The organism is Mesorhizobium sp. LNHC229A00, from assembly GCF_000502415.1.
Classification (GTDB): Bacteria; Pseudomonadota; Alphaproteobacteria; order Rhizobiales; family Rhizobiaceae; genus Mesorhizobium.
Map to the genome: position 1 here is coordinate 567,493 of NZ_AYWQ01000003.1, position 14,595 is coordinate 582,087.

Consider the following 14,595-nt stretch of genomic DNA (forward strand, 5'->3'; position numbering starts at 1 on the left):
GCAAACCGCACACCAGCTAGTTCAACCAAAGAAGCGAGGCGTTGAGCAAGGTGGCGAACGCCACCCACGCCGCGTAGGGCACGAAAAGCCAGCAGGCGAGCCGATCGCGGGTCCAGACGCTGGCGATAAACAACACGATGACGGCTAAAAGAAGCATGATGATGACCAGAGCAGTCCCCATTATTTTTGCGCCGAAGAAGGTTGGCGACCACAGGAAATTCAGGACGAGCTGAGCGCCCCAGATCTTCATCGCGGTGCCGGCCGGGTCCCGCAACCATGTTCGCCAGCCGGCCACGGCGATCAGCACATAGAGCAGTGTCCAGGCAGGCGCGAAAACCCAGTTGGGCGGATTGAACGAAGGCTTGGCTAGCGATGCATACCAGGCACCTGGCAAGGTGGCGAAACCGATCAGCAAGCCTCCGCCCAGCACCAGGACGAGGAACAGCAGAAGCGACAGATATCTTTGCAAACATTCACCCTGTGGCGGCGCAACGCCGCTCATCCGCATTTGGGGGCGCTGCGGGCAGCTGTCAACGGCAGCGTCAGTTGGCCCGGCGCATGGCGCAAAAATAGAATCCGTCTGTGCCGCTCAGCGCCGGCGAGAGCGAAATGCCGCCCAGGGCCCCGATTCGTATCGCGGCGGTGTGGCCCGGAAAACGGCTGTCCCAGAGCTGGCGATGATCGACCGAGGCAAAGCCGCCGTGTCGCTCGAGAAACGCGGCGACCTGTTCGCCGTTCTCCTCGTCGAACACGGAGCAGGTTACGTAGACCAGCAGGCCACCGGGTTTGACGTAGGTTCTGGCGGCATCGAGGATCGTCGCCTGCTCGCCCTTGCGGGCGTCAAGCTGTCTCTGCGTCAGCCGCCATTTGGCGTCGGGACGCCGCCGCCAGGTGCCGCTGCCGGTGCAGGGCGCGTCGACCAACACGATGTCCATATAGCCGGCCAGCGGGGCAAGCTCGGCCGGCTTGGTGGCGACCTGCACATTGCGGTTTTCCGAGCGGCGAATGCGGTCGAAGATTGGTGCCAAGCGCGCCTTTTCGGCATCGTGAGCGAAGATCTGACCGTGATTGTCCATCGCCGCCGACAGCGCCAGCGTCTTGCCTCCGGCGCCGGCGCAGAAATCGAGCACCTGCATGCCTGCCGTCGCGCCGGCAAGCGCCGCCGCAATTTGCGACCCCTCGTCCTGGACCTCGAACCAGCCTTTCTGAAAGGCCGGCTCGGCTTGCACATTCGGGTGCCGGCCGTCGCCGTCGATCGGCGGGATGCGGATGCCGTTGGGTGCCATTCGTGCGGCACTGGCACCGGTCTGCGCGAGTTCGGCCAACACTTTGGCGCGATCGGCCTGCAGCGTGTTGACCCGGATGTCTAGCGGCGGACGTGTGGCGAGCGCCGCGCCCTCCTCGACCCATGTGTCGCCAAAGGCCCGCTGGAAAAGCGGTTCGCACCAATCTTGTATGTCGGCGCGAACAGCGGGCGGCGCGTCGGCAAGCCGGCGCTCCGCGATTGCCTTGAGTTCCGTGGCGTCCAGTAGCGGCGGCGCGAACTTGTCACCTTCGAGCGCTGCGTTGAGCGACTGCGCCGTCTGGCTCCATTCGAGCAGCAGCGCCCCGAAGCCGATGGCACGCGGCGTGTCTTCGCCCAGCAACCAACTGGCGGAGCGCTTGTGGCGCAGCGCGTCGTAGACGATGTTGCCGATCGCGGCGCGATCCCCACCGCCGGCGAAGCGATGGGACAGGCCCCAATCCTTCAGCGCGTCGGCCACCGGCCGGTGACGCCGACCAATGTCCTCCAGCACTTCAATGGCCGCAGCCAGCCGTCCGCCCAGTCGCATTCGTCATTCCATCAATCGATCACATTATCCCGATCTGCTCTTAGAGCCTTTCACGTCCGGATTGAACCCCGCCCGGTCTCGCCGCCAGCGCAAGCTGGCAGTGGTCGGCGAAACCTGTCCGACGGTAAATCTTCGCGGCGGTTAGCAGCACTTAGACTAGTAGATGCAAGATCTCTAATGTTCTCAACCGACGGCCGCAAGGATGGCGAGTGGCGCCAGAGCTCTGCTTTCCAAGTTTTTCGGTTGGGAATACTCTTGCCGCCATGATTCGCGGCGCGGAAAACGTGGACCGGCGGATCGTCACGAGGAGAGGGCAATGAAGACTTATCTGGCGGAAGTTCTAGGCACATTTCTGTTGGTGTTCATCGGTACGGCGTCCGTGGTGACGGGCGGCTTCGGCGGCGCGCTGCCGCTTGGCCAGGAAGGCATCGGTCTGGCATTCGGCATTGGCCTCATCGCGGCGGCCTATGCGATCGGCCCGATTTCCGGCGCGCATCTCAATCCGGCGGTGACGCTCGGCGTGTTCCTTGCCGGCCGGCTGCCGGCCAAGGATGTCATCCTCTATTGGATCGCGCAGATCATCGGCGCCATCATCGCCTCGCTGGCGTTGTGGATCATCGTTTCCGGCCAAACCGGCGGCCATACCGGCGGCTTCGGCGCCAATGGCTGGGACGAGACGAAATGGGGCATGAGCTCGGCGTTCCTATGGGAACTGATCGGCACCTTCACCTTCGTCACGGTGATCCTTGGCGTTACCGCTGAAAAGCACTCGACGGCGTTTGCCGGCTTGGTCATCGGCCTGACGCTAGCGGGCATTCACTTCGCCATGATCCCGGTCACCGGTACCTCGGTCAATCCAGCGCGCTCGATCGGCCCGGCGCTGTTTACCGGCGGTGCCGCACTCAGCCAACTCTGGTTGTTCATCGTGGCACCGCTGATCGGCGGCGCCATTGCCGGCGTCATCGCCAAGGCGCGCGTCTTCGAGAAGGATTGATTCCAAGGCCTGAATGCAAAAGGCGCAGGCCACGGCCCGCGCCTTTTTCGAAGGTTCTGAAGCTCGGGTTAGGCCGCGATATCAAACCTGTCGGCGTTCATCACCTTGGTCCATGCCGCAACGAAGTCCCGGGCGAATTTCTGCCCGGCGTCCGCCGATCCGTAGACCTCGGCCAATGCCCGCAGCTGCGCATGCGAACCGAAGATAAGGTCGGCACGGGTGCCGGTCCACCTGACTGCCTTGGTTTTGCGGTCGCGCGCTTCGTATACTTCTTCCGAACCCGGCTCGGACCCGGCGGCCGGATCCCAGACCGTGCTCATGCTGAGCAGGTTGGCGAAGAAGTCGTTGGTCAGCGTACCCGGCCTGTCGGTGAACACGCCGTGCCTTGAGTGCCCGGTGTTGGCGCCAAGCACTCGCAGGCCGCCGACAAGCACGGTCAGTTCCGGCGCGGTCAAGCCCAGCAACTGCGCGCGGTCCACCAGCATGGCTTCAACCGACATGGGCTGCTTGCCCCTGACATAGTTGCGGAAGCCGTCGACTTTCGGCTCGAGCGCGGCAAAGGAGTGGACGTCCGTCTGCTCCTGCGATGCATCCATGCGGCCGGGCGTGAACGGCACCTTCACGACGTTGCCGCCATCCTTCGCGGCCTTCTCGACCGCGGCGACACCGCCGAGCACGATCAGGTCGGCCAGCGAGACCTTCTTGTCGCCGGTCTGCGCGGTGTTGAACTCCGTCTGGATGCCTTCGAGCCTTGCAAGCACCTTCGACAGTTCGGCCGGCTGGTTGACTTCCCAGTCCTTCTGCGGCGCCAACCGGATGCGTGCGCCATTGGCGCCGCCGCGCTTGTCGGAGTTGCGGAATGTCGAAGCCGAGGCCCAGGCGGTCGAGACCAGTTCGGAAACCGACAGGCCGGAGGCCAGGATCTTGGCCTTCAGCGATGCGATGTCCTGCTCGCTGACCAGTTCATGGTCGAGCGCCGGGATCGGGTCCTGCCAGATCAGCTCTTCCTTGGGCACCAACGGGCCGAGATAGCGCACCACCGGACCCATGTCGCGATGGGTCAGCTTGAACCAGGCGCGGGCGAAGGCATCGGCGAACTGATCAGGATGTTCATGGAAACGCCGCGAGACCTTCTCATAGGCGGGGTCGGCCCGCAGCGCGAGGTCGGTGGTCAGCATGGCCGGCGCGTGATGCTTCGAGGGGTTGTGCGCATCCGGCACCGTGCCGGCACCGGCGCCACCCTTCGGCGTCCACTGATGGGCGCCCGCGGGGCTCTTCGTCAGCTCCCATTCGAAATTGAACAGATTGTCGAAGAAGTTGTTGCTCCACTTGGTCGGCGTCGTGGTCCACGTGACTTCGAGACCCGAGGTGATGGCGTCGCCGGCAATGCCTGACGCATGTTTGCTCGACCAGCCGAGGCCCTGCGCCTCGATGCCGGCACCTTCCGGCTCCGCGCCCACTAGCGAGGCATCGCCGGCGCCATGGGTCTTGCCGAAAGTGTGGCCGCCGGCGATCAGCGCCACGGTTTCTTCGTCGTTCATCGCCATGCGCGCGAAGGTTTCCCGGATATCACGGGCCGAGGCCAGCGGATCGGGCTTGCCGTTCGGCCCTTCCGGATTGACGTATATCAGGCCCATCTGCACGGCGCCGAGATGGCCACGAAGCTCACGGTCGCCCGAGTAGCGCTCGTCGCCGAGCCACTTGGTTTCCGAACCCCAGTCCACGTCCTGCTCGGGCTCCCAGACGTCGGCGCGGCCGCCGGCGAAGCCGAAGGTCTTGAAGCCCATCGATTCCAGCGCGACGTTGCCGGTGAGGATCAACAGGTCGGCCCAGGAAATCTTGCGGCCATATTTCTGCTTGACCGGCCAGAGCAGGCGGCGCGCCTTGTCGAGATTGGCGTTGTCAGGCCAGCTGTTGAGCGGCGCGAAACGCTGCTGGCCCGCTCCGGCACCGCCGCGGCCGTCGCCGATGCGATAGGTGCCGGCGCTGTGCCATGCCATGCGGATGAACAGCGGCCCGTAATGGCCGAAGTCGGCGGGCCACCAATCCTGCGAATCCGTCATCACTTGGTGCAGGTCCTTGATGACCGCATCGAGATCGAGGCTGGCGAATTCCTTGGCATAGTCGAAGTCCTCGCCCATCGGGTCCGACAGGTTCGACTGCTGATGGAGAACGCCGAGGTCAAGCTGGTTCGGCCACCAGTCGCGGTTGGTCCGGCCCGCGGATTCATGCGCGACAGGGCATTTGCCCGCGCTGCTGTCGTCGGTTTTCGCGTCCATCTCTCACTCCAATTTTGCCGAGGTTTGATTGCCGAGTTTGATTTTTTGCCGAGATTTTGGGGGCGGCCAGCGGCCCGCGCCAATCTGGAACCATTCCAGCCTAGGCCACGCCGATGATAAAAACAAATTGTCTTTCCTGTTTATTTCGATAGGATTTCCTTATGATGGCCTTGACCGTATGATCGGATTGACAGTTCGCCAGATGCATTATTTCGACGCGCTGGCGCAGACGCTGCATTTCGGGCGTGCGGCGAAACTTGCCGGCGTCAGCCAGCCGGCGCTTTCCTCCCAGATCGCCGAAATGGAGCAACGGCTGAACTGCCGGCTGTTCGAACGCGGCGGCAAGTCGGTGCGCATGACGGACGAAGCGATCGCCCTGTTGCCGCGTATCGAGCGCATCCTGGCTGACATACGTGACGTGGAAACGACGGCCAGGCGCGGCCGCACGGCCATGGAGGGACGCTTCCGGCTGGGCATCATCCCGACTATCGCGCCCTATCTTCTGCCGCGCGCCTTGCCCGAACTGAAGAAGCATTTCCCGGCCTTACTGCTCGAGCTGCGCGAGGCGGTAACCACCTCCCTGGTCGAGGACACCGCATCGCGAAAACTCGACGCCTTCATCGCCGCGCTTCCGCTCGACCATCCAGGACTGATCACCGAGGCGCTCTTTCCCGACCGGTTCTTCCTGGCCGTGCCGTCGGACGATCCGGCCTTTGCCTCGCCGCCGGTTCCACCCGAGAGCCCAGCGCTGGAAAGACTGATGCTGCTGGAAGAAGGCCATTGCCTGCGCGAACAGGCGCTGGCCGTCTGCGGCAATGTGCGGCCGGTGGCGATGGCAAGCTATGGCGCCACCAGCCTGACCACGCTCCTGCAGATGGTGGCGCACGGGCTCGGCGTCACGCTCATCCCCGAAATGGCGACTGGCCCCGCCGGCACCATCCCCGACCTCAAAATCGTGCCGTTCCAGGAGCCGATGCCGCAGCGCATGATCTGCCTAGCCTGGCGAAGCAACAATGCGCGGCACGGCGAATGCGTCGAGCTAGCCAAGATTATTCGGGGACTAGGCCCGGTGCTGTTGCCGGCCTGAGAGGTTGCCCTAACGCTCGTTACAGCACCCGCGACAGGAACTCGCGGGTGCGCGGCGACGCCGGGTTGGCGATCATCTCGCGCGGCGCGCCACCTTCGACGATCACGCCGCCGTCCCTGAAAACGAGCTGGTCGCCGATCTCGCGGGCAAAGCCGACCTCGTGGGTAACGACGACCATCGTCATGCCGCTCACGGCAAGGTCGCGCATGACCTGCAGGACTTCGCCGACCAGTCCGGATCGAGCGCCGAGGTCGGCTCGTCGAAGAGCAGCACCTTGGGCATCATCGCCAGGGCGCGTGCGATCACGACACGCTGCTGCTGGCCCCCGGACAATTCGCGGGGATAGCGGTCGACCTTGTCGGCCAAGCCGACACGCCGTTCAGTCCCCTGCTCGACCTCGCCGTGCGCGACTGGTCACGAACTTCGAAAAAGCTGGCGCGGGAGGTCAACCTGCGCATCGAACTCCTGATCCGCTCCTTCCGCGCCATGGGTTATCCGGAGGACGAAAGCCTGGTCAGGGCCCGCATCACCTATTTCCACCAGATCGGGCAGTGTGCGCTGTCCTTCAAGGAGGACCCGGCGGTGCGCCGCAGCTACCAGCCACTGTTCGGCGAGGTGCTGCTGGGGCCGCTGGTGCAGGAGCCGGGTTCGGCGCCACGGCCGGCGGAAATTCGGCGCGGACGGCGTTAGCGGACGACCTGTCCAGTCAACCCGCTAGGGGTATCGCAATGCCGGCATGGTGACTTCCCAACTGCCAGAAGGGTAGCTGGAACCGCTCGCGCTGCGCTTCGACGGTTTGAAAGCCCGCCGTCCGGATCAGGTGCAATGGATCGCGATTGAGGTGGCAACCCCCGGCGAGCCGGCCCCATATCAGGTTCAGACGCTCTTGCCACCGGCGGCAACGCGGCCCTTCGGCCTGGCCGTGCTCGATGAAGATCAGCCGGCCCGTGGGCTTGAGGATGCGCCGGATCTCGGTCAGCGCCGCCTCGGGGTCCGGAATGGTGCAGAAGGCATAGGTGACGACCACCGTGTCGGCGAAGCTGTCGGCCAAGGGCAGCCTTTCACCACTGGCCCGGATGCAGTCGACATCGAATGGCATGGAACGGCTCTTCGGTTCGGCAAGGCCCAGCATCGTGCCATCGGGATCGACGCCGACCAGCCGCTTCACCCTGGCGGCGTCGTAATAGGGAAGGTTCAGGCCGGAGCCGAAACCGACTTCGACGACGACGCCCCCCGCCCGCGGGATCAGACGCCTTCGCATGTCCGTGAAAGCGTGGGCCGAACAGCCGGCGTGGACGAGGTAGGGAGCAATGCAGCGCGCGTACCAGGAGAGACAGGATTGGCACATGTCTCAGCCTCCTTGCCGTGTGTTGGCGGTACCGACAGGGCGGGTGAGAGTATTGACCAGTGACATTTCTCGCTCCAAGGGAGTCTCATGATCGGGCCCGATCGGCCCGATGCCGTGGGAATGGATAGAAGGCCGGCGTCCCCTCAACGTCCCTGCATGGCCGTGGTCGGATCGATGGAGCGATTGGAATTCCGATTTCTGGGTTTTCCGGAGTTCCGCTTGAACGGCCGGCGGGTGGAACTCGCCCTGCGCAAGGCGGCAGCCCTCCTCATCTATCTCGCCGAGGCCAGCGGGCCGGTGGCGCGCGAGGTCGCCGCCACGTTATTATGGCCAGAAGCCGACGAGCAGGCCACACGCGCCCGCCTTCGACGTACGCTGTACAAAATCCGCATCGCGTTCGGCAGCGAGATCATCGTCGCCACAGGCGTCTCGCTAAGCCTGCACCCGGCGTTGTCCGCCGAGATCGACACCAGGATTTTCGAGCAGGCCTGCAACTCCGGCGCACTCGACAAGGCAGCCGAGATCTACAAAGACGATTATCTCGCCGGCTTCTCGCTGCCGGACTGTCCGCAATTCGAGGAATGGGTCTTCTTTCGGCGAGAGACGTTGCGCGGCCGCCTGGTGCAGGCGCTGGAGCGGCTGGTCGACGCCAAGATGGCCGACGGCCAGCCTCGCGGCGCGGTCGTTCACGCGACACGGCTGGCAGCACTCGACCCCTTGAGCGAAAGCGCGCACCGACATCTGACCCGTGCCCATCTGGCGGCCGGGGACAGGGCGGCGGCCGAGCGGCAGATCGGCACGTGCATCCGGCTCTTGCGGGACGAACTCGGTGTAGCGCCGGACCCCGCCACGCTTGCCATGCTGAGCCGGCCAACTCAGGACGCCGCCCTGGATGTGCCCAGGACGCGCTATGTCGCAGTGGGCGGCATCCACATCGCGTACCAGGTCCTTGGCAGCGGCCCGACGGACATCGTGCTTGTTCCCGGCTTCATTTCGCATGTCGAGCGTATCTGGGAAGACCCGGGTTGCCGCGCCTGGCTGACCGCGGTTTCGCGCCTGGGTCGCCTGATCCTCTTCGACCGGCGCGGCATGGGGCTTTCCGACCGAGCCGGTGCCCGCCCCACGGTCGAGGCGACGGCGCAGGATATTCTGGCGGTCATGAACGCGGCCGGCAGCCGCCGGGCCTTGCTGGTCGGCGCGTCGGAGGGTGGGCCAGGCTGTATCCGTTTTGCGGTCCAGCATCCCGATCGGCTGACGGGCCTTGTCTTGTGGGGCTCGCTCGCGAAGGGCAGCCGCGCACCTGACTATCCCCACGCCTTGACCGTCGCGCAGTATGATCTGTGGAAGCAACGCCTGCTGGCGGGCTGGGGTGGCCCGGCGGAAATCGAAACCTTCGCCCCGAGCCTCGCTGGCGACCGTCAGGCGAGGACCTGGTGGGCCGGATTGCTGAGGGCAGCCTCCAGTCCCGGCGCGCTCGCAGGGCTGCTCGAGGCGTTGCGGGACGCCGATGTCCGTCACCTCCTGGAAAAGGTCTCCGCCCCGACGATGATCCTCCACCGTTCCGGCGACCGCGCCGTGCGCATCGAGGCCGGGCGGTTCCTCGCGTCCAGGATTCCGGGCGCGCGGTTCATCGAGGTCGACGGCGACGACCACTGGTTCTGGGCCGGCGACCGACAGGCGCTGCTCGACGCTATCGGCGAGCTTGTGCGACACGGTTGATCCGGCCTCACGCCGTCTTCTGCGCCACCAGCCCGAGTTCCTCGACCATCGCCTGACGCATCAGGAATTTCTGCGGTTTGCCGGTCACCGTCATCGGCAATTCCGTGCGGAAGCGAATGTGGCGCGGGACCTTGTAATGGGCGATCTGGCCTGCGCAGAAGGCCTTGATCTCCTGCTCGGTGGCGATCTGGCTCGGCTTCAAGACGATCCAGGCGCACAGCTCCTCCCCATATTTGGCGTCCGGGATGCCGAAGACCTGCACTTCCCGCACCTTGGGATGGCGGTAGAGGAATTCCTCGACCTCTCTGGGATAGACGTTCTCACCGCCGCGAATGACCATGTCCTTGACGCGGCCGACAATGTTGCAATAGCCCTCGGCATCGATGGTGGCGAGGTCGCCGGTGTGCATCCAGCCATCGCTATCGATCGCCTCGCGGGTCTTTTCGTCGTCGTCCCAATAGCCCTTCATCACCGAATAGCCGCGCGTACAAAGCTCGCCCGGCGCGCCGACCGCAACGGTGGCGCCGTCGGCGTCGATCGCCTTGACCTCGACATGCGGGTGGATGCGCCCGACAGTCGAGACACGCTTTTCCAGCGGATCGTCGGTGCTGCTCTGGAACGAGACCGGACTGGTCTCGGTCATGCCGTAGGCGATGGTCACTTCAGCCATGTGCATGAGCGACACCACCTTCTTCATCACCTCGACAGGGCATGGCGAACCGGCCATGATGCCCGTGCGTAGGCTGGAGAGATCGAAGGTCGGGAAATCCGGATGGTCGAGCATGCCGACAAACATGGTCGGCACGCCGTAGAGGCCGGTGCAGCGCTCCCGCGCGATCGCCTTCAGCGTCAGGCCCGAATCGAACCCCTCGCAGGGGAAAACCATGGTCGCACCCTTCGACACACAGCCCATCGTGCCCATCGACATGCCGAAGCAGTGATAGAGCGGCACCGGGATGCAGAGCCGGTCGTCGACAGTGAGCTTGATGGCCGAGGTGACGAAATTGCCGTTGTTGACGATGTTGAGATGGGTGAGCGTCGCGCCCTTGGGTGCGCCTGTCGTGCCTGAGGTGAACTGGATGTTTATTGCATCGCCCGGCTTCAGCCCTTCCGAGATGCGGTCAAGGCTATCATGCTCGTCGCGACCGGCCATGGCCAGCACGTCGCCGAAATTGAACATGCCTGGCGAGTTCTCTTCGCCCATACGGATGACGATCCTGAGCGCCGGCAATTTCACGGCCTTCAGCTTGCCGGGTGTCGCCGTGGCGATCTCCGGCGCCAGAGTCTCGATCATGCCGAGATAGTCCGATGTCTTAAAGCTCGCCGCCGTCACCAGTGCCTTGCAGCCAACCTTGTTCAGGGCATATTCCAGCTCGGTCAGCCGGTAGGCCGGATTGATGTTGACCAGGATCAGGCCGATGCGGGCGGTGGCGAACTGCGTCACCAGCCATTCCCAGCGGTTGGGCGCCCAGATGCCGATCCGGTCACTCTTCTGGAGGCCGAGCGCCAAGAAGCCGGCGGCCAGCGCATCCACCGTGTCCGACAATTCGCTCCACGTGAAGCGCTTGTCCTGGCCGACGAACACAGCGGCATCGAGCGTGCCGTACTTGCTGACGGTGTCGGAGAAATGCTCAGGAATGGTCTTGTCGAGCAACGGCACTTTGCGATCGCCCGAGACATGCGCCCTGCCATCGACCGGTGCAATAAAAACGCTGCCGGCGCGCGCGCCGCGTCCGCGCAGATTGGTGGCGTTCTTGAGTTCGTCGAGATTGACCGGCATCGCTGGCTCCTCCGAAGACTGGCCGAACCTATCAGCCTGCCGGGATGCTGGAAATCCCATCGATGGTCCTGGAGCCCCTTCCCTGAGGATCGCTATGCGACCGCTGCCGCCATTTTCGCGACGATGTCGCGCAAAACGGCGTCGTCGGCAGCTGCACGTATCTTCCTTGACGCGACCAGACAGGCCTGCGATTTCAGGACCACGCCATCGCCCAGCACCTTGAGATGGTTGGCGCGCAGCGTCGAGCCCGTGCTGGTGATGTCGACGATGACGTCGGCAAGGCCGGCCGCCGGCGCGCCCTCCGTGGCGCCGAGGCTCTCGACGATGCGATAGACCTGAATACCGTGCTTTTGGGAGAAGAACCGCTGCGTCAGCCGCCAATATTTGGTCGCAATCCGCAGCCTGCGGCCATGGCGCTGCCGGAAGTCGGCGGCGACATCGTCGAGATCGGCCATGGTGTCGACATCGAGCCAGATCTCGGGCACCGCGACCACGACATCGGCATGGCCGAAGCCGAGGCGGGCGACGATCTCGGCCCGCGCTTCCCAGTCGGCGAGACTTTCCCGCACCAGGTCCTCGCCGGTGATGCCGAGATCGACCGCGCCCTGGCCTATTTCGCCCGATATTTCGGAGGCCGACAGGAAGAGCACTTCGACATTGTCCAGGCCCTCGACGCGGGCGTGATACTTACGCTCGTCGCCGGGCAGGCTGACGGCGAGGCCGGCCTTGGCCAACACCTCCAGCGCCTGCTCCTTGAGCCTACCCTTCGAGGGAACGGCGAGCGTGATCATGATGCCACCCCCCGCAACGCCTCGATGCGGTCGAGCCACACCGAAAAGCCGACGCCGGGGATCGCGGTCTTGGCGCCGAGCAGCGTCAGCAACCGGTCGTAGCGCCCGCCACCGGCCAGGGCGCGCTCGCCGTTGGCGGCCGCGATTTCGAAGACGACACCGGTGTAGTAGTCGAGCGGACGGCCGAAAGCGGCGTCGTAGCGGATTTTTTCGGAAGGCAAGCCATGCGCCTCCATCGCCTTGGCGCGGGCCGAGAATTTTTCCAGCGCCGCACCCAGCGAAAGTCCGGCGCCGGCCGCGAAGGTTTCCAACACCTGGGCCGCGCCATCGAGCGGCACGTCGATCGCCAGAAAACCTTTCAGCGCCGCGAAAGCCTCGTTCGACAGCCGCACGCTGCGCAACTCGGCCTTCTCGATCAGCCGCCGCGCGATATCCGACGGCGCGCGCCCGGCCGATTCCGACAAGCCGGCTTCCTCCATGCCGCCGGCAATATGCTGGGAAAGACGCTCCAGATCGCCATCGAGGACAAGCGCCGCGACCGGCCCGGAGAGCTGGCTGTTGCGCGGCGGGTTGGCGAGATCGGCGAGTGCTGCCTCCAACATAGGCGCCGAGCCGAAGGCGCGGGCCAGCCGCATGCGCCAGCCGCGCGGCAGGCCGAGCGCCGCCAGCACGGCCTCGAAAATAGCCTGGTCGCCAAGCGTGACCGCCAGCGACTGGCCAGGCAGCACTAGCGACAGCAACGCATGGGCGTCGGCGACCGAGCGTGCATCGGCTTCGGCCGTGTCGCGGTCGCCGAGATCCTCGATGCCGGCCTGGAAGAACTCATTGCCGCCCTCGCGGCGCTGGCGAAACACCTCGCCCAGATAGGAATAGCGGCGCGGCGTGCCGGCTTGGCTGGCTATGTGGTCGAGGCAGACGGGGATGGTGAATTCGGGCCGCAGGCAGAGCGTCTGCCCGGTTTCGCTTTCGGTCAGGAAAATGCGGCGGCGCAGATCCTCGCCGGCCATGTCGAGGAAGGGATCGGCCGGCTGCAGCACCGCGACTTCCACCGCATGCGTGTCGCGCGCGGCGAAGAGGGTGATGATGTCGGCTGATATTGCGGGGTAGCGGGTGGTCATGGACTGGATGGGCGCGACGCGCCACCCTTCACACGATCGGCAGCCTGCGCAGCCAAAATCTTCTTCACCTCGGCGACCAGTTCGCCTTCCGCCACCGTCACCTGCGCCGGGCGCGAGGCACGCCATTCCGCGTTATCGGTGATCTCCGCCGACATGCGCGCACCTTCGATCAGGTCCTTGATCTGCAATTCGCCCTTGGCCCGCTCGTCGCCGCCCTGAATGACGGCGATGGGACAACCGCGCCGGTCGGCATATTTGAGCTGCGCCTTCATGCCGGCGCCTCCGAGATACATTTCGGAGCGAATGCCGGCGGCGCGCAATTCGCCAACCATCTTCTGGTAGCGGCCGAGGCTTTCGGTGTCCTTGTCCATGACCAGCACGACAACCGGCGCGATCACGTCGGCGCTGTCGAGCTTGCCGAGATTTTTCAGCGCCGTCATCAGCCTGCTGACGCCGATGGAAAAACCGGTCGCCGGCACCGGTTCGCCACGGAAGCGCGAGACCAGACCGTCATAGCGGCCGCCGCCGCCGACCGAGCCGAACCGCACGATCTGGCCGTCCTCGTTGGGGATTTCGGCCAGAAGCTCGGCCTCGAAGACTGGGCCGGTATAATATTCGAGGCCGCGCACGACTGAACGATCCATGGCGATGCGGTCCTCGGCATATCCGGCAGCCCTGACCAGCGCTTCGATGGTCGCGAGTTCGCCAACGCCCCCCTGGTAGACCGCGTTCCCGCTGACGCTGGCATCCTGGCCCGCCTGCACATTTCGCGCTGTCGCCATAAGAACAGCCTGCGCTTGGGTGTCATTCAGCCCGGCGCCCTTGGCGAAGTCGCCCTCGCCTTCCTTGCCGCCGTCCCAACGCCCCGGGCCAAGCAGAAGCCGGACGCCGTCCGGACCGAGCTTGTCGAGCTTGTCGATGGCGCGCAGCACCGTCAGCCTTCGTCCGGCATTTTCCTCGCCGCCAAGACCGATCGCCTCGAGCACACCGTCCAGCACCTTGCGGTTGTTGACGCGGATGACGTAGTCGCCGCGCTTGATGCCGAGCGCTTCCATCACGTCGGCCATCATCATCGCCATCTCGGCGTCGGCCGCGACGCCCGGCGTACCGATCGTGTCGGCGTCGAACTGCATGAACTGGCGGAAGCGGCCGGGCCCGGGCTTTTCGTTGCGGAACACCCAGCCGGAACGGTAGCTGCGGTAGGGTTTTGGCAGGCGTTCGAAATTCTCGGCGACGAAGCGCGCGGTCGGCGCGGTCAGGTCGTAGCGCAGCGACAGCCATTGGTCGTCGTCGTCCTGGAAAGAGAATACGCCTTCGTTCGGCCGGTCCTGATCGGGCAGGAATTTGCCCAACGCATCGGTATATTCGATCAGCGGCTGGTCGGCCGGTTCGAAGCCATAGAGCTCATAAACCGAGCGGATCGTCGCCATCATCTTCTCGACGGCGCGGATATCCTCGGCGCTACGGTCGGCAAACCCGCGCGGCAGCCGCGCTTTCGTCTTTTCCGATTTGTCGGCCATGGGATTTCGCTCGGTGTTTTCGTGGAGTGTCTAGAGGTCAACGATGTTGCGATTTTCGCAACGGGCGTGTCCTAACCGAAGAGGCCCGGAGCAGCAAGGGTCGGCACCCGGCGCCATCTCCGACGAG

General features: G+C 64.9%; 12 protein-coding genes and 1 pseudogene. 4 read left to right on the forward strand and 9 right to left on the reverse strand.

All coding sequences use genetic code 11. The features are described from left to right. Positions 1–16: 16 nt before the first annotated feature. Positions 17–502, reverse strand: a complete 486-nt coding sequence (locus tag X742_RS160060; protein ID WP_051407610.1) for a TspO/MBR family protein — start codon at positions 500–502, stop codon at positions 17–19. Positions 503–542: 40 nt separating this feature from the next. After that, positions 543–1,832 (reverse strand): RsmB/NOP family class I SAM-dependent RNA methyltransferase, encoded by a 1,290-nt coding sequence (locus X742_RS160055; protein ID WP_023771342.1) that lies wholly within the window; start codon positions 1,830–1,832, stop codon positions 543–545. A 316-nt stretch (positions 1,833–2,148) separates the two neighbouring features. Between X742_RS160055 and X742_RS160050 the strand changes: the two genes are divergently transcribed. After that, positions 2,149–2,826, forward strand: a complete 678-nt coding sequence (locus X742_RS160050; protein WP_023771343.1) for an MIP family channel protein — start codon at positions 2,149–2,151, stop codon at positions 2,824–2,826. 68 nt (positions 2,827–2,894) lie between these two features. Here the strand turns inward: X742_RS160050 and katG are convergent, their stop codons facing one another. Then, positions 2,895–5,105 carry a catalase/peroxidase HPI gene (gene katG, locus X742_RS160045; RefSeq protein WP_023771344.1) on the reverse strand — a complete coding sequence of 737 codons (2,211 nt, stop codon included), beginning with the start codon at positions 5,103–5,105 and terminating at the stop codon, positions 2,895–2,897. 178 nt (positions 5,106–5,283) lie between these two features. Here katG and X742_RS160040 point away from each other — a divergent pair, with 178 nt between their 5' ends. Further along, positions 5,284–6,192 (forward strand): hydrogen peroxide-inducible genes activator, encoded by a 909-nt coding sequence (locus X742_RS160040; RefSeq protein ID WP_023771345.1) that lies wholly within the window; start codon positions 5,284–5,286, stop codon positions 6,190–6,192. Between the two features lie 19 nt (positions 6,193–6,211). Here the strand turns inward: X742_RS160040 and X742_RS01000000169885 are convergent. Continuing rightward, positions 6,212–6,570: pseudogene (locus X742_RS01000000169885) on the reverse strand (ATP-binding cassette domain-containing protein); the annotation flags it as partial. A 24-nt stretch (positions 6,571–6,594) separates the two neighbouring features. Between X742_RS01000000169885 and X742_RS160035 the strand changes: the two are divergent. Beyond that, entirely contained in the window at positions 6,595–6,882 is a 288-nt protein-coding gene (locus X742_RS160035) for a hypothetical protein (RefSeq protein ID WP_023771348.1), read from the forward strand. A 16-nt stretch (positions 6,883–6,898) separates the two neighbouring features. Here the strand turns inward: X742_RS160035 and X742_RS160030 are convergent, their stop codons facing one another. Next, positions 6,899–7,540 carry a class I SAM-dependent methyltransferase gene (locus tag X742_RS160030; protein ID WP_023771349.1) on the reverse strand — a complete coding sequence of 214 codons (642 nt, stop codon included), beginning with the start codon at positions 7,538–7,540 and terminating at the stop codon, positions 6,899–6,901. A gap of 174 nt (positions 7,541–7,714) precedes the next feature. Between X742_RS160030 and X742_RS160025 the strand changes: the two genes are divergently transcribed. Continuing rightward, a complete protein-coding gene (locus X742_RS160025) occupies positions 7,715–9,259 on the forward strand; it encodes an alpha/beta hydrolase (RefSeq protein WP_023771350.1) in 1,545 nt (514 codons plus the stop codon). A 7-nt stretch (positions 9,260–9,266) separates the two neighbouring features. Here the strand turns inward: X742_RS160025 and X742_RS160020 are convergent, their stop codons facing one another. From X742_RS160020 to hisS, 4 genes are all read right to left on the reverse strand, one after another. After that, complete coding sequence (locus X742_RS160020; RefSeq protein WP_023771351.1) at positions 9,267–11,039, reverse strand: AMP-binding protein; 1,773 nt, start codon at positions 11,037–11,039, stop codon at positions 9,267–9,269. A 92-nt stretch (positions 11,040–11,131) separates the two neighbouring features. After that, positions 11,132–11,830 (reverse strand): ATP phosphoribosyltransferase, encoded by a 699-nt coding sequence (hisG, locus tag X742_RS160015; RefSeq protein WP_023771352.1) that lies wholly within the window; start codon positions 11,828–11,830, stop codon positions 11,132–11,134. Further along, positions 11,827–12,948: an ATP phosphoribosyltransferase regulatory subunit gene (locus X742_RS160010; protein ID WP_023771353.1), complete on the reverse strand. Its 1,122-nt coding sequence runs from the start codon at positions 12,946–12,948 to the stop codon at positions 11,827–11,829. The genes hisG and X742_RS160010 overlap by 4 nt, the downstream gene beginning before the upstream one ends. Further along, the gene (gene hisS / locus X742_RS160005) at positions 12,945–14,468 is read right to left on the reverse strand and encodes a histidine--tRNA ligase (protein ID WP_023771354.1); all 1,524 of its coding nucleotides are present in this window, start codon (positions 14,466–14,468) and stop codon (positions 12,945–12,947) included. The genes X742_RS160010 and hisS overlap by 4 nt, the downstream gene beginning before the upstream one ends. Between the last annotated feature and the right edge of the window lie 127 nt (positions 14,469–14,595).